Consider the following 19,235-nt stretch of genomic DNA (forward strand, 5'->3'; position numbering starts at 1 on the left):
GATGCTGACGCAACACGGTTCTATTTTAGCTAGCCTCGTCATCGCCGTCGGCGCCGCGCTCGTCTGCGCCGCGATCCTGTGGGGATTGCTGACGACGGGCGTCGCGTGGCGGCTCGCCACCGATATTCCGAACGACCGTTCGCTGCACACCCGGCCGACGCCCCGCGTCGGCGGTTGGGGCATCGTGCCGGTGGTGCTGGTGGCGATGGCGGTGCTGGCGCCTTCGCTGTGGCTGATCGCGGCCGCGACGCTGCTGCTGGCCGCCGTGTCGCAAGTCGACGACCGCCAGGGGCTGCCGGCGCGAGTGCGCTTTGCCGCGCATCTGGTCGCGGTGGTGGCGGTGATCGCCGTCTATCCCGCGCCGGTTCCGGCCTGGCTGCTCGCCATCGTGGCCTTTCTGATGCTGTGGCTGGTCAATCTGTATAACTTCATGGATGGTGCGGACGGTCTCGCGGGCGGCATGGCGCTGTTCGGCTTCGGCGCGTATGCGATCGCCGCCGCAGCGGGCGAACACGCGCTGCCGGAACTGGCTTGGGCCAGCGCGGCAATCGCCGGCGCGGCGCTCGGTTTTCTGCTGTTCAACTTCCACCCGGCGCGGATCTTCCTCGGCGACGCCGGTTCGATTTCCGCCGGCTTCCTCGCCGGTGCCCTCGGCTACTGGGGATGGCGCGGCGGCGCATGGCCGGTATGGTTTCCGGCGCTGGTGTTCGCGCCGTTCATCGTCGATGCGTCGGTGACGCTGGTCCGCCGGCTGCTCCGCGGCGAAAAATTCTGGCAGGCGCATCGCGAGCATTTTTACCAGCGCCTTGTCCGTTCGGGCATGGGCCATGCGCGCACTGCCTGCGCGTGGTACGCGGTGATGTTCGTCGGCGTGCTGCTGGCCTTGTCCGCGCTGCATCGCTCCGGGGCGGTGCAGTGGAGTATCGTGGTGGGCTGGGTCGTTGCACTGCTGCTGCTGGGTGCGGCGATCGACTTGCGCTGGCGTCGCTTCCAGACCACCCTAACCCGACAAGCTAAGGTTGACGCTGATGCTACGTAATAAAGCCGCCTGGCCTTCTGTCAGTGCATTCCTGTTCGACGTCGCGGCGGTCGCGGCGGGTTGGCTGGTCGCGTATCTGATCCGCTTCAACGCGCAGGTGCCGGAACTGTTCTGGCATAGCGCGGTGCACGCGCTGATCTGGGTGCTGCCGGTCTATGCGGCCATGTTCCGCGTGTTCGGCCTCTATCGCGGCATGTGGGTGTTCGCGAGCCTGCCGGATCTGATCCGGATCGCGAAAGCCGTGCTGGCCGGCGCGCTGGTGGTGATGATCGCCGCAGTGATGGTGCAGCCGTATCCGATCGTGCCGCGCTCGGTGCTCGTGGTCTCGCCGCTGCTGCTATTTCTGGCGATGGGCGGCGCACGCGCGCTGTATCGCACCTCGAAGGAATTCCGCCTGTACGGGCGCCTCAGTAATCTGGGCAAGCCGGTGCTGGTGCTGGGCGCCGGCGGCGCGGGCGCGAGTCTCGCGCGCGAACTGTCGCGCTCGCCCGAGTGGCGCCTGGTGGGTTTGCTCGACGACGACCCCGCCAAGCACGGCCGCGAAATCTACGGCTGCAAGGTGCTCGGCTCGATCGGCGACCTGCAGCGCTTCGCCGAATCGTTGCAGGCTCAACACGCCATCATCGCGATTCCGTCGGCCTCCGTCGATGCACAACGCCGTGTCGCCACGCTGTGTGTGCGAGCGGGCGTGAAGTCGCTGGTGTTGCCAGCACTGACGCCGCTCACGCAAGGCCAGGCGTTTCTGTCGCGAGTACGTCACATCGATCTCGAAGATCTGCTGGGGCGCGACGCAATCCGCATCGACACGCCGCACGTCGATGCGTTGCTGCGCAACCGCGTCGTGATGGTGACAGGCGCCGGCGGCTCGATCGGCTCCGAGCTGTGCCGGCAGATTCTGCGTTTCGAACCCGCCCAACTGGTCGCGTTCGATCTGTCCGAGTTTGCGATGTACCGGTTGATCGAGGAATTGCACGACAAGTTTCCCGGCGTGCCGGTGATTCCGCTGATCGGCGACGCTAAGGACTCGCTGCTGGTCGACAGCATTCTCGCGCGTTACGCGCCGCACATCCTGTTCCACGCCGCCGCCTACAAGCATGTGCCACTTATGGAAGAGCTGAACGCGTGGCAGGCCGTGTGCAACAACGTGCTCGGCACCTACCGCATGGCGCGGGCCGCGATCCGTCACAACGTCAGGCACTTCGTGCTGGTGTCGACCGACAAGGCCGTCAACCCCACCAACGTGATGGGCGCGAGCAAGCGGCTCGCCGAAATGGCGTGTCAGGCATTGCAGCAAACTAGCGAGACCACGCAGTTCGAGACCGTGCGTTTCGGCAACGTGCTGGGTAGCGCGGGCAGCGTGATTCCCAAGTTCGAGGAGCAGATCGGCAAGGGCGGTCCGATCACGGTGACGCACCCGGAAATCACGCGCTTTTTCATGACGATTCCGGAAGCGTCGCAACTGGTGTTGCAGGCGTCCAGCATGGGGCGCGGCGGCGAGATTTTCATTCTGGACATGGGCGAGCCGGTGCGGATCACCGACCTCGCGCGCGATCTGATTCGTCTGCACGGCTATACCGAGGACCAGATCCGGATCGTGTTTACCGGCTTGCGTCCGGGCGAAAAGCTCTACGAAGAACTGCTCGCTGACGACGAAGCCACCACCCGCACGCCGCATCCGAAGCTGCGCATTGCTTGCGCGCGCGAGGTGCCGGACCATCTGCTGGACGAGTTGCTGCCGTGGCTGATGCAACGGCGCGTGTTGTCCGATGAGGAAGTGCGCCGCGATCTGCGCCGCTGGGTGCCGGAGTATCAGACGACGATGGCGACGGGGCTGCAAAGCATGCCGACGACGCGTCCTCCCGCGGTGTCGAACGGAACGCAGCGGCCGCAAGGCGGCGCGTAACGGGCCCGGTAGACGGTGAGCCTACCGCCCCGAGACAACGCGTTCCGCGTTGCCGGCCTTGTCGGCATAGGTGGCTAACGCCGCCAGTATCGCGACCATGGTCGCGTAAAAAGCAACCGTCATCTTGAGGTCGAACGTCTCGACCGTCAGGCCGAAAATCCAGAACGACAGCACGAACGTCAGCCCCATCAGCGCGGCGCTGCGGGCCGGCGCGTTGGGCGCATTCAAGCGCCGGTAGAACAGCACGCCCGGCGCCACGTAGATGCATAGCAGCGCGAAGCCGCCAAGCAAACCGTAGTCGGTCAGATACGCGAAAAACTGATTGTGCGTCTCACCTTTGCCGTTTTGCGCGGCCAATGGCGTGAGCATGCCCGCGTCCTCGAACGACTGCATGCTGTCGCGGAATCCATGCGCGCCCAGGCCGAGCAGCGGATGGCTTTCGACGATCTTCAGCGCGGTCTCATACAACTGCAGGCGAATCCCAAGCGACGTATCCCGCTGGCCTTCCTGGTAGTGAATCGCATCCGACTGCAGGATCGTGAACCGTTCCCGCGCCGAACTCGAAAAGATAAACACGCCGGCCACGATCGCGACGATCGCCAGCGGCAGGAGCACGTTCCAGCGGCGCGACTTGCCGCGGCCGCGCACATACAGAATCAGCACCGCCACCACCGGCACGGCGGCCCAGCCGCCGCGCGAGCCGGTCAGCACCGACGCGGCCAGGCCGGCCAGCAGGCCGGCGATCTTGAGGATCCGCACCGGCAAGCTGTCCTTGCGCCACCAGTTCAGCGAAAGAATGGACAGCACGCCGAGAATCAACGCGATATCGCCGAAGTGGATCGGGTTCAGAAACCGGCTGCTGACCCGGCCAATGCCCGAGTATTGCGGCGCAATCAGCAGAATCCCCAGCGACGCCAGCGCCCCCAACGCAAACGACAGATCGCTCCACGCGAGCGTGCGCGGCAGCGCTTGTCGCAACACCAGAAAGAGCGGCATCGCGGCGAGAAAGCGCGCCGGCGAATCGAGCGTATTGGGCACTACTTTGCCGTGTGAGAACTCACTGATCAGCACGGCCACGAGCGGACAGGCCATCGCGATGCACAAGCGTGCGTCCACCTGATCCCAGCGCAACGGTGCGAGACCGGTCCAGGATTGAGGGCTCAGCAGTAACGCCAGCGAGATGACCGAGGCCGCGATCGATACGGCGCTCGCTCCGCCTTGTAGCAGCAGAGTAAGAGCGGGAAACGTGAGCAGGAGTAACGCGGGCAACAGGCTGCGGCGACTGACGCTCAAAGGTGAAGGGCTAGCGGGCGTCGACATGTTTTTTTGACTTTGGACGGCCGTCACGACGTCGAAATGCGTCGTGTTGGGCCGTATCTATTGGCCCATTATTGTACCTTCTTCCTATATGGATGCACCGTTCCTTAGGACTGTCTCAGAGCCCGCCGCAGGGATTGGGCGCCGGTTGACTGCCGGCTTTCGTTGCGGCGCTCACCGCCCCGACAGCCGCCATCGTGCCGACCACCTTCAGCGTCTTGATGAACGGATCCGTCGAGTCGTTGGTGTTCACAATCTGCCGGCCCGTATAGGCCGTGCACTCGGGCTGCACACTCACCGCCGCGACCGGCCGCGCGCTTCGGACGACATTGTCCACCGCGGTATTGGCCAACGCCGGCAGGCTTGCCGCGAGCAAACCGAACGCGACGAAATGGACTTTCGACTTCATAACGGCCCCTTTCTATTTATTGAATTCGTCCGATGATATTCGTGCCGGTCGCGCCATGCAAACAAAGTGCTGACTTTATGCTTACCGATTATCGTTTGGCTTTCCTGACCACCATCCATCGTGGCGACTTGAAGCGCACGATGCTGACGTAAAGCCAGACGTAAGTCGCCGCGAACACGACCACGAAGCAGAACAGATGCAGCGTATGCCGCCAGAATAGCGTGGCCGGTACGACGGCGATCAGACACAGCAGCCACAGGTAAGGCGAAGTCAGCGAGTTGCGTCGCGTCAATTCGCGCGCGGTGCGCGCACCGACCGCCCAGCGCATCAAGCGTTTGTAAACCAGCATGTGCAGATGCACGCCGTCGGGAATGCCCGGCGACATGCCGCGAATGAATTTCTTGCGATAGATCGAGAAGCAGGTCTCGAAGATCGGATACATGAATAGCAGGACCGGATACCACGCGGAGACGTCGCGATTGCGCATCACCAGCATGATCGATAGTTCGGCGAGCATGAAGCCGATAAAGTACGCGCCGCCGTCGCCGAGAAAAATCAGCCCCGCCGGGAAATTCCAGATGAAGAAGCCGAGCACCGCGCCCATCATCATGAACGACGCCGACAGCACGACCGGATCGGACACCTGGAATGCCACGTAAGCAAGCGAGGCGAACATCATGAACGCGACCATCGAGGCCAGCCCGTTGAAGCCGTCGATGATATTGATCGCGTTGGCGAGCGCGGCGACCGCAAGCACCGTGACCGCGCAGGAGATCACCGCGTATGAGAGCAGGAAGTCGAGCGGCGGCACGCTGATGCGCGTAACGGCGATATCCAGCAGAAAGTAAGCGAGCGCGGCGGCCGCCATTGTGCAGACGAGGCGTGCGAGCGGCGACACGCGCTTGGTCAGGTCTTCGACCATCCCTGAGCCGAAGGCCGGCATGCCGCACGCGATCAACCCAAGAATGCCGCCCGACACGGCCGGATACGCGTGATGCAATTGCACCGCGGACGCAATCAGCCCGAGCAGAATCCCCACGCCGCCAATGCGCGGCACCGGATGCACGTGGAATTTCTGCACGCCGGCCAGATCGGTGTCGGTGGAGAATTTTTCATGCAGATGCGCATAGCGCACGATCAACAGCGTGATCAGCAGTGAAACGAGAAAGCCGAGCGCAAAACTAAGCATGAAAGTGGGCCTGAGCGAAGACGCCGAATTATACAAACGAAACGCGACGGCTCCGGAAAAGCGCGCTGGGCGCGCAAGCGGCGTCAAATCCCAGATAGTGATGCGAAAACGTGCCGCAAAGCCTTGCCAGTCATGGATTCCACCTATTTAACGAAGCATCGGCGGGGTCGATAACCTGGATGCGGCGAAGTGTAAAAGAAGCACAAATGCAGCACCCATGCAGCGCGAAAAACACGGCACCTACTTAGGCCGGCCTGCTTCGCCGCCGCTCGACAAGACGCTCCGGAGATCCAATGCTAAACAACATCACAATTCGTGGCGGCCTGACGCTGTTGATCAGCGTCTTCGTCGCCTTCCTGCTGACGGTGATCGCCGTCGGCTATGGCGCGCTCAAGCTCGCCAACAGCAGTCTCGACGATACCCAGCGTAGCGCCGTCGCGTTATCGCATCTGAAGGCCAGTTCCGAGAAACTGTTGCAGGTGCAACTGGCGGTGGGCTCGTATCAGACCCTGTTCAGCGTCGGCAAGCAGACCGACGATCTGCTGCCGGCCGCGCACAAGGTGCTGGTCGAATCGAACAACGACTTCCGCAACTACATGGCCGGTCCGTTTGCCAGCGCCGAAGAGCAGCGCCTCGCGCAGAGCGTCGAGCAGGCACGCAGCGCATTGGTCGAAAAAGCGATCGAGCCGGAGTTCAAGGCGCTCAACGACTTCGACTTCAATACCTTTCGCAACATTCAGGGCGAAACGGCGAACGGTTTCTATGCCGTCTATTCGAAGGCGATCGACGCGCTCGAGCATGCGCAGATCGAGAGCCAGCATCAGCAGGCGGCCACCGCCGCGCAGCGTTTTCAACTGGCCACATTGCTGTTCGGTGCGATCGGCGCGATCGCGATCGTGATTAGCGTGGCGGCGCGGGTCGCGTTGTCGGCGGCGCTGATCAAGCCGGTCAATGCGACGGTCAAGCATTTCGAGCGGATTGCCGCGGGCGATCTGACGGTGGCCATCAAGGTCAAATCGCGCAATGAGATGGGCCAGTTGCTCGGCGCACTGACCAACATGCGCGACGGTCTGGTGGAAACCGTGGGCAAGGTGCGCGGCAGCACCACGGCCATCACGCAGGGTGCCAACGAAATCGCGTCGGGCAACGCGGATCTGTCGGCACGTACCGAGCAGCAGGCGGCGGCGCTTCAGCAGACCGCGGCTAGCATGGAGCAGCTGTCGGCCACGGTGAAGCAGAACGCCGACAACGCCAAGCAGGCGAACCGGCTCGCGCATGGTGCGCTGGATACGGTCACGCGGGGCGGCACGGTGGTGTCGCGCGTGACCGAAACGATGGACGGGATCAGCGCGTCGTCGCGCAAGGTGGCCGAGATCATCGGCATGATCGAAGGGATTGCGTTTCAGACCAACATTCTGGCGTTGAACGCCGCGGTGGAAGCGGCGCGGGCCGGCGAGCAGGGGCGTGGCTTCGCGGTGGTGGCGTCGGAAGTGCGCAGCCTCGCGCAGCGCTCCGGTGCGGCGGCGAAGGAGATCAAGGAGCTGATCGGCGAATCGGCGGCCAAGGTGGAGCAGGGCGCGTCGCTCGTGTCCGACGCGCAGAAGACCATTCACGAAGCAATGAGCGCGGTGCAGCGCGTGACCGGCGTGATGAGCGAGATCGAAGCGTCGGCGCTCGAGCAGAGCGACGGCATCGAACAGGTCAACAAGGCGGTGTCGCAAATCGACGAGGTCACGCAGCACAATGCGGCGCTGGTCGAGGAAGCGGCGGCCGCGGCGAAATCGCTGGAGGAACACGCGGTGGCGTTGCGTGACGCGGTGTCGGTGTTCCGGCTCGAGGGGATGGTGGCCTAACTCACGCAAATCCCTGCGGATTGGTCGACTGCCAGCGCCAGTGATCCGCGCACATCCGCTCGATGCCGTACTGCGCACGCCAGCCGATGATCCGCTCGGCCGCCGCCGGATCGGCGAAACACGAAGCCACGTCGCCCGGACGGCGCGCCGCGATCTCGTAGGGCACCGGCTTGCCGGACGCCTTCTCGAACGAACGCACGACATCCAGCACGCTGTAGCCCTGGCCCGTGCCGAGATTTACCACGAAGCTCGCGTCGCGTCGAACCAGCGCGTCGAGCGCGGCCAGATGCCCGCGCGCCAGATCGACCACGTGGATGTAATCGCGCACGCCGGTGCCGTCGGGCGTGTCGTAGTCGCCGCCAAACACGCGCAACTTCTCCAGTTTGCCGACCGCCACTTGCGCGACATACGGCATCAGGTTGTTGGGCACGCCGGCCGGATCTTCGCCGATCAACCCACTCTCATGCGCGCCGACCGGATTGAAGTAGCGCAGCGTGGCGATCCGCCATGACGGGTCCGCGAGTTCCAGATCGCGCAGAATCTGCTCGGCGATCAGCTTGGACTGGCCATACGGGTTAGTGGCCGACAGTGGGAACGACTCGTCGATCGGCGAGCTCTTCGGCACGCCATACACCGTGGCCGACGAGCTGAACACGAACTGCTTCACGTTGCGCTCGCGCATAACGCCGAGCACGCTCAGCAAGCTGCCGACGTTATTGCTGTAGTACTCGATCGGCTTGGTCACCGATTCGCCCACCGCTTTGAGCGCGGCGAAGTGGATCGCGCCGCTGATCGGATGGGCGTCGAAAATACGGTTGAGCGCCACCGTGTCGCAGGCGTCGGCTTCGTGGAAGGTCACGGTCTTGCCGGTGATCTTCTCCACGCGCCGCAGCGACTCGCGGTTGCTGTTCACGAGATTGTCGATCACCACGACGTCGAAACCGCCGTTCAGCAGTTCGACGCAGGTGTGCGAGCCGATAAAGCCTGCACCGCCCGTTACCAGAATCGTGCCCTTCGTGGTCATGCTGTTGCTCCGTTAAAGTAAAACGCCCGTCATTTTCTGCACCAGGTCTTTATACGTTTCGACGACCACGCGTTCGTCGAATTCTTCCGCGACTTTCTGTCGGCCGCGTTCCGCCATGGCCCGGCGTTCGGTGTTGCTCATGTCGAGCATTGTTGCGAGGCTCGTTGCCAGACTGTCGACATTGCGTACTTCGCACAGCAGGCCGTTGACGCCGTCTTTCACGACTTCGCGGCAGCCCGGCACGTCGGTCGTGACGATCGGCCGACCCATCGCCGACGCTTCCATCAGCGTGCGCGGCACGCCTTCGCGATACGAGGGCAAAACAATGCAATCCGCATCGGCGATAAACGGCCGCACGTCGTGCGCCTCTCCAAGATACTCGATGATGCCTTCCCGCTCCCACGCGGCCACTTCTTCGCGCGTCAGCGCGCTCGGATTGTCGACGCCGACCGGACCGAGCAGTTGGAACCGCGCGTGCGGATAACGTTCACGCAAACGCCGCGCGGCGTCGACATATTCGCCGACGCCTTTGTCCCATAGCAGCCGTCCGATCAGCACGAAGCGGAAGTCCGCGCGCTCGGGCAACGGCGCGAACGCGAACTGGTCGAGATCGACGCCTTCGCCATGCAACAGCCGCGCGCGCTCGGGATGCACCAACAGCTTCTGGTCGACAAACGCAGCCTGGTCGTCGCGATTCAGAAACCAGATCTCACGCGGAAAACGGAACGCGAAACGATACAGTTTTTTGGCGACCTGAGCGGCGCGGCTTGCCTGAATGAAGACGTAGCCGAGTCCGGTCGTGACCGCAACCGATTGCACGCCCGCCAGCTTCGCCGCGATCGAGCCGTAGATGTTCGGCTTGATCGTGTAATGGAACACCACGTGCGGCCGGATCGTGCGGTATTGCCGGTAGAGCGACCATAGCGTGCGCAGATCGTCGCGTGGACTGGTGCCTTTCGACGCCATCGGCAGTTCGAGACAGCGGCAACCCATCGCGGTGAGCAGTTCGAAGGTGCGGTCGCGCGGCGCGAGCACCGTCACGTCGACGCCGCGTCCCACGAGCATACGGATCAGCCCTTGCCGATAGGTATAGATTGCCCAGGCGGTATTACAGACGAGTGTAATGCGCAACGCGGGCGTCGACTTCAAGGCAGGCTTCATGCGGAACGGGCTCGGCGGTGAATGGGGAGAGGTGAATTACTGGCTCGCGCGCGGCGCGAGCAACAGGCGTTTGATCCGTTGCAACGCGCGGTACGGTGTCACCAGATGCAGCAGGTTCTTGGCGAGGCCAAGCCAATCGTACGGATTGACGGGGCTGAAGTAGCGCAATTGCAATCGCAGCGTGGAACTCACCTGGCGGCGCCGTTTGGTCGCGCTGATGCCGCCTTCGTTCAACTCGTAGTAGAGCCCGAGCTCCGGCAGGTTCGCGCAGTCGTAGCGTTGCATCAGGCGCACGAACAGATCGAGGTCTTCGGCGGAGCGGTACTCGGCGCGGTAATTGCCGACTTCGCGCACGGCGTCGATACGCAGCATCATCGAAGGATGCGCGAGGCATGCGCGGAAGAAGCGCATGCGCCGGATCGCTTTGGGCTCAGGCGGCGGTGTCAGCATGAAGAGCGGCTTGCCGGCTCGCGTGACGACCTGCGTCCACATGCCGAGGCCGGCCACGCGGGGATGCAGTTCCATGAACACGCGTTGTTTGGCGAGCCGCTGCGGCACACTGCGGTCGCCCGCGTCGATGCGGGCGGCGTAGCGAAAGCCGCGCTGCGCGAGCATGTCGATGCCGGTTTGCAACGCACGTTCGATGCCGCCGTTCCGCGCCATGCGCAGCACCTCGATCTTCATGTTGGCGATGAGCGGCGCGACGATAGGCGGCGTGCTGCCGTCGTCGACGATCAGCACGTGGATCGGCGCGCTTTCGCTGAACGACGCGAGGGTCATGTCGACGTCGGCCTGGCCGTTATAGGCGGGGATGAGCACCGCGACGTCGTGGAGGGGAATCCGCGCGGCGGCGGATGAGTTCGTCATGGGCGCAATTTGAAACGGATGTAATAAAGATTAACCGACGCGGCGGCCAGATAGCCGGCCGCGAGGCCGACCAGCGCACCGTACGCGCCGAACCGTGGAATTGCCAGCAGATTGACGACGAACGCGACGGCCAGCGCCAGCACCCACTTGGCAAGCAGGACGAAGCGCGCCTGATACTTGAGCACGATCAGATTGCCGATCGCTTCGATGCCGGCGGGCACGGACAGCCACACTGCCCAACGAAAGATCTCGATGGCGCCTTCGAAGTCCGGCCCGAACACGCGGCGAATGATCAAACCCGCCAGTAGATCCAGCACCAGCGCGCCGCTCACCATCAGCGCGGCGGTCATCGCGGTGAGCCGCCACATGTTGCGGCGCAGTTGCGCGGCGTCCTGCACCCGGTAGACGAACGCCGGCGCGATGGTTTGCGCGAGCATCAATGCGAGCGTGATCCAGTTTTCGTTGAGTTGCTGGGCGGCGGAATAGCGCCCGAGATCGGCGAACGAAATGGCGCGTTCGAGCATGAGCCGGTCCAGTTTCAGGAACAGGTACATACAGATCAGGCCGACCCAGAACACCGTGCCCGCGCTGGCGAAATGCCTGAACAACGAACGGTCGACGTGCCAACCCAGCGTGCCGCCATGCCGCCGGACGAAATAGATCAGCAGCACCGCGCCGATCGCTGCCGATTCGAGCGCCCACAGCCAGCCGAAGCGCGCGGGCGTGGCCGCGGCGCGCACCAGCAGATAGACGAGCCCGGCCTTGAGCACGGCGGTGCTCATGCTGGTGAGCAACTGCGGCTTGCTGTAGGTCATGCTTTGCAGCCACGCGTTGATCACACCCACGAACGGCTCGCGAAACAGCATGGTGACCGCGAGGCCCGCGAGCATGGCGCCCACCAGCGGATCGAGGACGTGCAGCGCAATGCCGAGCCAGGTAAGCAGCAAGGCCACGGCCGACACGGAAAAGCGCAGCGCGAAAGCGCTGCCGAGCACGGTGCCCAGTTGCGCGGGCGGTCGCGCGACGATGGTCGGCACCAGGATCTCCGCGCCGCATACCCAGGTGATCGGCGACAGCACGAGCAGCAGCGTGTTCGCGTATTGCCACTTGCCGAACGTGTCGGGCCCAAAGTAACGCGCCAGCATGCCGCTGATCGCAATCGCCACGCCGATCTGCGTGAGCCGTTCGAGACCTAGCCAGACGATATTCGTGAAGGCGCGCGTGACGTCCGGATTGGCGAAGCGCTTGAGCGTCAGCATGCGAGGGCCGCGCGGCGGTCCGCCTGCTCGCACGGCGTGACTGGCCTGATGGGACACGCGGGCGCGACGCACGCACCGGGTATCTGCCGATCTCCCCGCCGGGCTGGCCATCGCGGCAACTTTACAAATGGAGAGCGTCTAAGCATTAGAATGGCGTAATCAGGCAAGTCCGAAAAACGCGATTATAAGTTGGAACCGGATCGCTTCCGGCAAGGGCGCATCGCAATGTTTCATGGCTATGTTTTACCGATAGTTAGCCGGTGCGCCAGTCAAAATTTTCCATTGCACGCAAGTGAGCCAACATGATCTCCAAATCTATTTTCAAGGCGTATGACATTCGCGGTGTAATCGGCAAGACGCTCGACGCCGACGCTGCGCGGTCTATCGGCCGTGCATTCGGCAGCGAAGTGCGGGCGCAAGGCGGCGACGCCGTGGTAGTCGCGCGCGACGGTCGCCTGTCGGGCCCCGAACTGATTCAGGCGCTCTCGGACGGTTTGCGTGAAGCGGGCGTCGACGTGGTCAACGTCGGCATGGTGCCCACGCCGGTCGGCTACTTCGCGGCCAGCGTGCCGTTGCAACTGGCAGGCGGCGAGCGCCGCGTCGATTCGTGCATCGTCGTGACGGGCAGCCACAATCCGCCGGACTACAACGGCTTCAAGATGGTCCTGCGCGGCGCGGCCATTTACGGCGAACAGATCCTCGCGCTGCATCAGCGGATTGTCGACGATAACTTCTCGCAAGGCAGCGGCACCTACACCGAATACGACATCGCTGACGTCTATCTCGAGCGCATTGCCAGCGACATCAAGCTCGCGCGTCCCATGAAGATCGTGGTCGACACCGGCAACGGCGTGGCCGGCGGTCTCGCGCCGAAGCTGTTCAGGAAGCTCGGCTGCGAACTGGTCGAACTGTTCACCGAGATCGACGGCAACTTCCCGAACCATCACCCGGACCCGGCACACCCGGAAAATCTGCAGGACGTGATTCGCGCGCTGAAGGAAACGGATGCCGAAATCGGCTTCGCGTTCGACGGCGACGGCGACCGTCTCGGCGTGGTCACTAAAGACGGCCAGATCATCTATCCGGACCGTCAGTTGATGCTGTTCGCCGAAGAAGTGCTGTCGCGCAACAAGGGCGCGCAGATCATTTACGACGTGAAGTGCACGCGCAACCTGGCGAAGTGGGTCAAGGAAAAGGGCGGCGAGCCGCTGATGTGGAAGACCGGCCACTCGCTCGTCAAGGCGAAGCTGCGTGAAACCGGCGCGCCGTTGGCCGGTGAAATGAGCGGCCACGTGTTCTTTAAAGACCGCTGGTACGGTTTCGACGACGGCCTGTACACGGGCGCGCGCCTGCTCGAAATTCTCACGCGCGTGGCGGACCCGAGCGCGCTGCTGAATTCGCTGCCGAACTCGCATTCCACGCCGGAATTGCAACTGAAGCTCGAAGAAGGCGAAAACTTCGAACTGATCGCACGTATGCAGCAGAACGCGAAGTTCACCGGCGCGGACGACGTCGTGACGATCGACGGCTTGCGCGTCGAGTATCCGGACGGCTTCGGTCTGGCGCGTTCGTCGAACACCACGCCGGTGGTGGTGATGCGTTTCGAAGCCGACAACGACGCGGCGCTCAAGCGCATTCAGGAAGACTTCCGCCGCGTGATCCTCGCGGAAAAGGCAGACGCGAAGCTGCCGTTCTAAACGTTGCAGCGGCGGGGCGGTGCGGGTCGCGTGTCGACTCGCATCGCCGCCGTCGTCGAACGCGGCGCGGGTTTGACTTACCGCGCCGCGTTTTTTCATGTAATCGACATGCGACGCGCTAGAATTGCCGACCTCGTGAGACAACCGGCACGGCCGTGTTTTCTCCGCCCTTTGGGGCTCTTTCAACGCATCTTCGGGCCGGATAGCCGGTTTTCCCACTCTTGAGCGTGCAAAAGATACTGATCGTGAGGGTGTCGTCGTTGGGCGACGTCGTTCACAACATGCCGGTGATCGCCGATATCCGGCGCCGCCATCCCGAGGCGCAGATCGACTGGCTTGTCGAAGAGAGCTTCGTCGGCCTCGTGCAGCTCGTGAGCGGCGTGCGGCGCGCGATTCCCGTGTCGCTGCGGCGTTGGCGCAAGCGTTTGCTGTCGGCGGAAAACTGGCGCGAGATCGGCGCGTTTCGCCGCGCGCTCGCCGCCGAGAACTACGATCTGGTGATCGACTGCCAGGGGCTCATCAAGACCGCGTGGGTCGCGAGCATGGCGCGCGGACCGCTGGTCGGCCTCGCGAATCGCACCGATGGCGCCGGCTTCGAATGGCCGGTGCGCTTCTTTTACGACAAGCGCGTGCCGATCGAGCCGCGCACCCATGTGGTCGAACGCACGCGCCAACTCGTGGCCGCGGCGTTGAACGACCCGGCGCCGCAACCCACCGACGAGATCGACTTCGGCATCGACACCCAGCGCGCCGCGCTGGCGTTGTCGCAGGCCGATCTGAATCTGCCGGTGCCCTACGTGGTGTTCGTGCATGCCACCTCGCGCGCCGACAAGCAGTGGCCGGATACCGCGTGGATCGAGCTGGGGCAGTCGCTGGTGCGGCGTGGCGCGTCGATCGTGCTGCCGTGGGGCAGCGAAGCGGAGCGCGCCACCAGCGAGCGGCTGGCCAAAGAGTTTGGCGCGGCCGCCATCGTGCCGCCGAAGCTGTCGTTGCCCGCGGTGGTCGGCCTGATCGAAGGCGCGGCCGCGACGGTGGGGGTTGACACAGGTCTAGTCCACATCGCGGCGGCGCTGAAGCGCCCGACGGTCGAGTTGTACAATTTCGCCACCGCGTGGCGCACCGGCGGCTACTGGTCGCCGAACGTCGTCAATCTCGGCACGGCCGGGCAGCCGCCCACGCTGCAACAGGTGAAGTCGGCACTGGCCGGATTCGGCCTGCTGTAGCCCGTGCGGCGCGCTTCGCCTTAAGCTCCATCCGTTTTCAAGGGCGACCATGAACGAAACCCAGATCATCGAAGTAGCGAACGCCGACTGGCACGGACGCAACCTGTCCGTGCCGCGCGAGACGCTGCTCGCCGGCGTCGAACGCGGCAAAGTGCTGTATTTCCCGAACCTGCGTTTCGCGATCGAAGGCGGCGAACAGGCGCTGCTCGATCCCGCGCTCGCCGATCCGAACCGCAAGAACATCAGTCTCGAACCCGGTGGCGGCGCGCTGCATGGCGTGGCCGGCGACGCGGTCACGCAGTCGGCGGTGCGTGCGTTGATCGCGCGTTACCAGGCCAATGCGCGCACGCTGGTGGACGGTCTCTTTCCCGAGTACAACGGCAAGCTGCGCGTGGCGCCGACCAGCCTGCGGCTGCATCAGGTGGAAACGCGCGAAACGTCGTGGCGCAAAGACGATAGCCGTCTGCACGTGGACGCGTTTCCGTCGCGGCCGAACTACGGCGAGCGGATTCTGCGCGTGTTCACCAATGTCAATCCGAACGGTTCGCCGCGCGTGTGGCGCGTCGGCGAACCGTTCGAGGACATGGCCAAACGCTTCCTGCCGCGCATCAAGCCGCAAATGCCGGGCGCCGCATGGCTGCTGAATTTGCTGCACGTGACCAAATCGCCGCGCAGCGAGTACGACCATCTGATGCTGAATCTGCACGACGGCATGAAGGCCGACCTCGACTATCAGAAGTCGAGCCCGCAGGAGACCATGCCGTTTCCGCCGGGCTGCGTGTGGGTGTGTTTTTCGGACCAGACGTCGCACGCGGTGATGTCCGGTCAGTTCATGCTGGAGCAGACCTTCTTCCTGCCGGTCAAGGCGATGGCGCAACCCGAATGCGCGCCGCTCGGTATTCTCGAGCGCCTGAAGGGCAGGGCGCTGGTTTGAGCGCCGCGGTCCATGGGGCGGATTGTGCGCGTTGGCCGGATTCTCAAAACGCGCCGGGTCGTGCGCTCGTTCGCACGGAGCCCCGATGCTGAGGGTGATCTATAACGCGCTCTGGTGGATCGTCGCGCCGCTTGCCGTGCTGCGTCTGTTGATCCGTTCGCGCAAGGAACGCGGTTATCGCGAGCATATCGGCGAGCGCTTCGGCCATGCTCGCGGCCGGTTGCCTGAAGACAACGCGCCGTTGATCTGGGTGCATGCGGTGTCGGTGGGCGAGACGCGCGCCGCGCAACCGCTGATCGACGCGTTGATCAAGGCGCGTCCCGACGCGCGCATTCTGCTGACGCACATGACACCGAGCGGCCGCGCGACCGGCGAGCAGATTTTCGGCGACCGTGTGTTGCGCGCCTATCTGCCGTACGACATGCCGCATGCGGTGCGGCGGTTTTTGCGGACGTGGCGGCCGTCGCTCGGTCTGGTGATGGAAACCGAAGTGTGGCCGACGCTGATCGACGAATGCCGTCGCGCGGAGGTGCCGCTGGTGCTGACCAATGCGCGGATGTCGGCGCGCTCGTTCAAGCGTGCGGCCAAATTCGGCGGTGCGACCAAAGACGTGTTCGGTGGCTTTGCGCGCGTGCTGGCGCAGAGTCCGTCGGATGCGGAGCGGCTGACCGCGCTGGGCGCGCGCAATGTCGCGGTGCTCGGCAATCTGAAGTTCGACATGAGCACGCCGCCTGAGTTGGCGGCGCGCGGCCATGCGTGGCGCGCGGCAATCGGCGCGCGGCCGGTGTGGGTGGCGGCGAGCACGCGCGAAGGCGAAGAGGAGCTGGTGTTGCAGGCGTTCGCGTCGCTCGGCGTGGACGATGCGTTGCTGATTCTGGTGCCGCGTCATCCACAGCGGTTTAACGAAGTGGCCGCGCTGGTCGAACGGTTGGGCATGCGGCTCGAACGACGTTCGAACTGGGCGCCGGGCGCGAAGGCGGCGTCGGCGGCCGCAGCGACTAGTGGTGGGATGGCGGCTTTGCCATCCAGCGTGAACGTGTTGCTGGGCGATTCGATGGGCGAGCTGGGCGCGTATTACGCGGCTTCGGATCTCGCGTTTATCGGTGGGAGCTTGCTGCCGCTCGGTGGACAGAATCTGATCGAGGCATGCGCGGTCGGCGTGCCGGTGCTGATCGGCCCGCATGTGTTCAACTTCACGCAGGCCACGGCCGATGCGGTCGCGGCAGGTGCTGCGGTGCAGGTGCAAGACCCCGCCGAGCTGGCGAAGGCTTTGCGCGAACTGTTCGGCGACAAGGCCCGGCGGCTGGCGATGGGCGGTGCGGCGTCGGCGTTTGCCGCGCGCCATCGCGGCGCGACGGCGCGCACGGTGGATGTGTTGATGGCGTTGTTGCCGGAGTAGGGGGCGCGTCGAGCGGCCTCAGCGCACCGGCCTCACACCTTCAACAACCCCTTCTTTTCAATAAACGCGATCACATCCTGAAGGCCGTCCAGCGCCTTCAGATTGCACATCACGAACGGCCGTTCGCCGCGCATTTTCTTCGCGTCGGAGGCCATCACGTCCAGGTTCGCGCCGACCATCGGCGCGAGGTCCGTCTTGTTGATCACCAGCAGATCCGACTTCGTAATGCCGGGGCCGCCCTTGCGCGGAATCTTCTCGCCGCCGGCCACGTCGATCACATAGATCGTCAGGTCCGACAGTTCCGGGCTGAAGGTCGCCGCGAGGTTGTCGCCGCCCGATTCGATGAAGACGATATCCGCGTCGGGAAAACGCGTCAGCATGCGGTCGACGGCTTCCAGATTGATCGACGCGTCCTCGCGAATCGCCGTATGCGGACAGCCGCCGGTTTCGACGCCCATGATCCGCTCGGCGGGCAATGCGCCCGCCACGGTCAGCAGACGCTGGTCTTCTTTCGTATAGATATCGTTAGTGATCGCGACGAGGTCGTAGCGATCGCGCATCGCCTTGCAGAGCATTTCGAGCAGCGTGGTCTTGCCCGAGCCGACCGGGCCGCCGACGCCCACGCGCAGCGGCGGCAGTTTCTTGGTGCGCAGGGCGGGATGATGAGGTGCGTTCATGATGGATCGTTTTATGAGCGAAAGAGCCGCGAGTACTGCGACTCGTGGCGCGCCGACAGAATGCCGAGTTGCGGCGCGAACGTGTTGATGTGTTCCGGCGAAGTGGCCAGGGCGCGGGCGACGGCGGCGTCGATCGCCTCGCGCAACGCGACGATGATGCGTTGTCCCGCGACCTGTCCCAACGGCACGGCTTTTAAAGCGGCCGCCGCCTGGTTCTCTACCCAACTGAACGCGTAGGCGGCGAGGGCGGCGTCGACGGCGGCGTCGTGTGCGTAGGCGGCGAAGGCGAAGGCCGTGGGTTGCGCGAGCGGCGTGAGCGCGGCGAGCGTCGCGCGTCTCGCGGCGTCGCCCCATTCCAGCGACACGCACAACTGCCGCAGCGACCAGCCCATCTGCTCGGTTTCGCGGCGCAGTTCCGCGGACTCGCGGCTGGCGAGGAATTCGCTGTTGGCGTCGGCGAGACCCGTGGCGTCATGCATGCGCCAGCGTTCCATTTGATGCGCGATGAACGGCAGTTCGCCGTGCGCGAGCACGTCGGCGAGGCCGCTCGCGATCCAGGCGCGGGCGGAATCGGCGTCGGTGATGAGCTGCGCTTCGATCGCCGCTTCGAGGCCCTGCGAGTAGCTGAACGCGCCGATCGGCAGCGCCGGCGACGCGAGATGCAGCAGCGCCGTGAGTTCAGCGATGCGCATGGTGGTGGTGATGGCCGTGGCCGCACGATTCGTCGTGGACGTGGTGCTCCTCATGGTCATGCGAATGCTCATGCCCATGATGCTCGCCAAACACCTGCTGCGCGAGCGCATAGTCCTCGGCGAATGTCTCGTCGTGCCCATGCTTATGGCCGCCGCCATACGCGCCGGATTCCGGCTGAAACGGCATCGACACCTGATCGACCGTCGCGCCGATGCGTTTGAGCATATCGGCCAGCACCGGATCGTATTCGAGCTTCAGATAATCCGCGCCGACTTCCACCGGCGTGTGGCGGTTGCCGAGGTGATAAGCGGCGCGCGTCAGCGTCAACGGATCTTTCGCGCGCACCACCAGGACCGCTTCCGGCGCGGCGACCACGCGTACCAGACCACCGTCGTCGGCGACCAGCACGTCGCCGTCGCGCAGCACCGTGCCGCGCGGCAACAGCAAGGCGATCTCTTCGCCGCTATCCAGCGTGGCCGCGAGCCGGCTCTTGCGGCGTTCGTCGAACGCCAGCGTCAGCGTCGGCGCGCGCTTCACCAGCACGGGCGCCAGCTTCAGATGCGGCGCGATCAGTTTGTCGAGTGTGCGCAT

The 19,235-nt window shown here is 64.4% G+C and carries 17 protein-coding genes; 7 read left to right on the plus strand and 10 right to left on the minus strand.

Annotated features, from left to right (window positions below; all coding sequences use genetic code 11):
- Position 1: 1 nt before the first annotated feature.
- Positions 2-1,039, plus strand: a complete 1,038-nt coding sequence (locus B0G83_RS10970) for a glycosyltransferase family 4 protein (protein WP_105507450.1) — start codon at positions 2-4, stop codon at positions 1,037-1,039.
- Entirely contained in the window at positions 1,029-2,942 is a 1,914-nt protein-coding gene (locus tag B0G83_RS10975; protein WP_105507692.1) for a nucleoside-diphosphate sugar epimerase/dehydratase, read from the plus strand. Before B0G83_RS10970 ends, B0G83_RS10975 begins: the two co-directional genes overlap by 11 nt.
- 21 nt (positions 2,943-2,963) lie before the next feature.
- On the opposite strand, the gene B0G83_RS10980 is transcribed toward B0G83_RS10975, so the two are convergent.
- The 3 genes from B0G83_RS10980 to B0G83_RS10990 form a co-directional block, all read right to left on the minus strand.
- Complete coding sequence (locus tag B0G83_RS10980) at positions 2,964-4,211, minus strand: O-antigen ligase (protein ID WP_258167862.1); 1,248 nt, start codon at positions 4,209-4,211, stop codon at positions 2,964-2,966.
- Between the two features lie 166 nt (positions 4,212-4,377).
- Entirely contained in the window at positions 4,378-4,668 is a 291-nt protein-coding gene (locus B0G83_RS10985; protein WP_105507452.1) for a hypothetical protein, read from the minus strand.
- A gap of 88 nt (positions 4,669-4,756) precedes the next feature.
- Positions 4,757-5,857: a glycosyltransferase gene (locus tag B0G83_RS10990; protein ID WP_105507453.1), complete on the minus strand. Its 1,101-nt coding sequence runs from the start codon at positions 5,855-5,857 to the stop codon at positions 4,757-4,759.
- Positions 5,858-6,150: 293 nt separating this feature from the next.
- Here B0G83_RS10990 and B0G83_RS10995 point away from each other — a divergent pair, with 293 nt between their 5' ends.
- The gene (locus B0G83_RS10995; protein ID WP_105507454.1) at positions 6,151-7,710 is read left to right on the plus strand and encodes a methyl-accepting chemotaxis protein; all 1,560 of its coding nucleotides are present in this window, start codon (positions 6,151-6,153) and stop codon (positions 7,708-7,710) included.
- A 1-nt stretch (position 7,711) separates the two neighbouring features.
- Here B0G83_RS10995 and galE read toward each other — a convergent pair whose 3' ends face one another.
- From galE to B0G83_RS11015, 4 genes are read right to left on the minus strand one after another with little or no spacing between them, the layout of a single operon-like run.
- Positions 7,712-8,734, minus strand: a complete 1,023-nt coding sequence (gene galE, locus B0G83_RS11000; RefSeq protein WP_105507455.1) for a UDP-glucose 4-epimerase GalE — start codon at positions 8,732-8,734, stop codon at positions 7,712-7,714.
- Positions 8,735-8,746: 12 nt separating this feature from the next.
- Positions 8,747-9,895 carry a glycosyltransferase family 4 protein gene (locus tag B0G83_RS11005; protein ID WP_105507456.1) on the minus strand — a complete coding sequence of 383 codons (1,149 nt, stop codon included), beginning with the start codon at positions 9,893-9,895 and terminating at the stop codon, positions 8,747-8,749.
- 36 nt (positions 9,896-9,931) lie between these two features.
- Complete coding sequence (locus B0G83_RS11010; protein ID WP_105507457.1) at positions 9,932-10,762, minus strand: glycosyltransferase; 831 nt, start codon at positions 10,760-10,762, stop codon at positions 9,932-9,934.
- On the minus strand, positions 10,759-12,021 hold the full coding sequence (locus B0G83_RS11015; protein WP_105507458.1) for an oligosaccharide flippase family protein: 1,263 nt from the start codon (positions 12,019-12,021) through the stop codon (positions 10,759-10,761). The genes B0G83_RS11010 and B0G83_RS11015 overlap by 4 nt, the downstream gene beginning before the upstream one ends.
- Positions 12,022-12,323: 302 nt before the next feature.
- Here B0G83_RS11015 and B0G83_RS11020 point away from each other — a divergent pair, with 302 nt between their 5' ends.
- From B0G83_RS11020 to waaA, 4 genes are all read left to right on the plus strand, one after another.
- Positions 12,324-13,718 (plus strand): phosphomannomutase/phosphoglucomutase, encoded by a 1,395-nt coding sequence (locus B0G83_RS11020; RefSeq protein WP_105507459.1) that lies wholly within the window; start codon positions 12,324-12,326, stop codon positions 13,716-13,718.
- Positions 13,719-13,939: 221 nt separating this feature from the next.
- Positions 13,940-14,941, plus strand: a complete 1,002-nt coding sequence (waaC, locus tag B0G83_RS11025; protein ID WP_105507460.1) for a lipopolysaccharide heptosyltransferase I — start codon at positions 13,940-13,942, stop codon at positions 14,939-14,941.
- A gap of 49 nt (positions 14,942-14,990) precedes the next feature.
- Positions 14,991-15,875 carry a Kdo hydroxylase family protein gene (locus tag B0G83_RS11030; protein WP_105507461.1) on the plus strand — a complete coding sequence of 295 codons (885 nt, stop codon included), beginning with the start codon at positions 14,991-14,993 and terminating at the stop codon, positions 15,873-15,875.
- 85 nt (positions 15,876-15,960) lie between these two features.
- The gene (gene waaA, locus B0G83_RS11035; protein WP_105507462.1) at positions 15,961-17,274 is read left to right on the plus strand and encodes a lipid IV(A) 3-deoxy-D-manno-octulosonic acid transferase; all 1,314 of its coding nucleotides are present in this window, start codon (positions 15,961-15,963) and stop codon (positions 17,272-17,274) included.
- 32 nt (positions 17,275-17,306) lie between these two features.
- Here the strand turns inward: waaA and ureG are convergent, their stop codons facing one another.
- The 3 genes from ureG to ureE are packed head-to-tail and all read right to left on the minus strand — an operon-like array spanning position 17,307 to position 19,235.
- Positions 17,307-17,951 (minus strand): urease accessory protein UreG, encoded by a 645-nt coding sequence (gene ureG / locus B0G83_RS11040; protein WP_105507463.1) that lies wholly within the window; start codon positions 17,949-17,951, stop codon positions 17,307-17,309.
- A gap of 11 nt (positions 17,952-17,962) precedes the next feature.
- A complete protein-coding gene (locus tag B0G83_RS11045; RefSeq protein ID WP_105507464.1) occupies positions 17,963-18,643 on the minus strand; it encodes an urease accessory protein UreF in 681 nt (226 codons plus the stop codon).
- A complete protein-coding gene (gene ureE / locus B0G83_RS11050) occupies positions 18,630-19,235 on the minus strand; it encodes an urease accessory protein UreE (RefSeq protein WP_105507465.1) in 606 nt (201 codons plus the stop codon). The genes B0G83_RS11045 and ureE overlap by 14 nt, the downstream gene beginning before the upstream one ends.

The organism is Paraburkholderia sp. BL21I4N1 (assembly GCF_002973525.1).
In the GTDB taxonomy this organism is placed as follows: domain Bacteria; phylum Pseudomonadota; class Gammaproteobacteria; order Burkholderiales; family Burkholderiaceae; genus Paraburkholderia.

What these genes read in the sequence shown, in the direction of transcription:
- galE (WP_105507455.1), bottom strand. Translation starts at nt 8,734, where the DNA reads ATGACCACGAAGGGCACGATTCTGGTAACGGGCGGTGCAGGCTTTATC.
- waaA (WP_105507462.1), top strand. Translation starts at nt 15,961, where the DNA reads ATGCTGAGGGTGATCTATAACGCGCTCTGGTGGATCGTCGCGCCGCTT.
- ureG (WP_105507463.1), bottom strand. Translation starts at nt 17,951, where the DNA reads ATGAACGCACCTCATCATCCCGCCCTGCGCACCAAGAAACTGCCGCCG.
- B0G83_RS10970 (WP_105507450.1), top strand. Translation starts at nt 2, where the DNA reads ATGCTGACGCAACACGGTTCTATTTTAGCTAGCCTCGTCATCGCCGTC.
- B0G83_RS11015 (WP_105507458.1), bottom strand. Translation starts at nt 12,021, where the DNA reads ATGCTGACGCTCAAGCGCTTCGCCAATCCGGACGTCACGCGCGCCTTC.
- ureE (WP_105507465.1), bottom strand. Translation starts at nt 19,235, where the DNA reads ATGCGCACACTCGACAAACTGATCGCGCCGCATCTGAAGCTGGCGCCC.
- B0G83_RS10990 (WP_105507453.1), bottom strand. Translation starts at nt 5,857, where the DNA reads ATGCTTAGTTTTGCGCTCGGCTTTCTCGTTTCACTGCTGATCACGCTG.
- B0G83_RS11045 (WP_105507464.1), bottom strand. Translation starts at nt 18,643, where the DNA reads ATGCGCATCGCTGAACTCACGGCGCTGCTGCATCTCGCGTCGCCGGCG.
- B0G83_RS10985 (WP_105507452.1), bottom strand. Translation starts at nt 4,668, where the DNA reads ATGAAGTCGAAAGTCCATTTCGTCGCGTTCGGTTTGCTCGCGGCAAGC.
- B0G83_RS11005 (WP_105507456.1), bottom strand. Translation starts at nt 9,895, where the DNA reads ATGAAGCCTGCCTTGAAGTCGACGCCCGCGTTGCGCATTACACTCGTC.
- B0G83_RS11030 (WP_105507461.1), top strand. Translation starts at nt 14,991, where the DNA reads ATGAACGAAACCCAGATCATCGAAGTAGCGAACGCCGACTGGCACGGA.
- B0G83_RS11010 (WP_105507457.1), bottom strand. Translation starts at nt 10,762, where the DNA reads ATGACGAACTCATCCGCCGCCGCGCGGATTCCCCTCCACGACGTCGCG.
- B0G83_RS11020 (WP_105507459.1), top strand. Translation starts at nt 12,324, where the DNA reads ATGATCTCCAAATCTATTTTCAAGGCGTATGACATTCGCGGTGTAATC.
- B0G83_RS10995 (WP_105507454.1), top strand. Translation starts at nt 6,151, where the DNA reads ATGCTAAACAACATCACAATTCGTGGCGGCCTGACGCTGTTGATCAGC.
- B0G83_RS10975 (WP_105507692.1), top strand. Translation starts at nt 1,029, where the DNA reads ATGCTACGTAATAAAGCCGCCTGGCCTTCTGTCAGTGCATTCCTGTTC.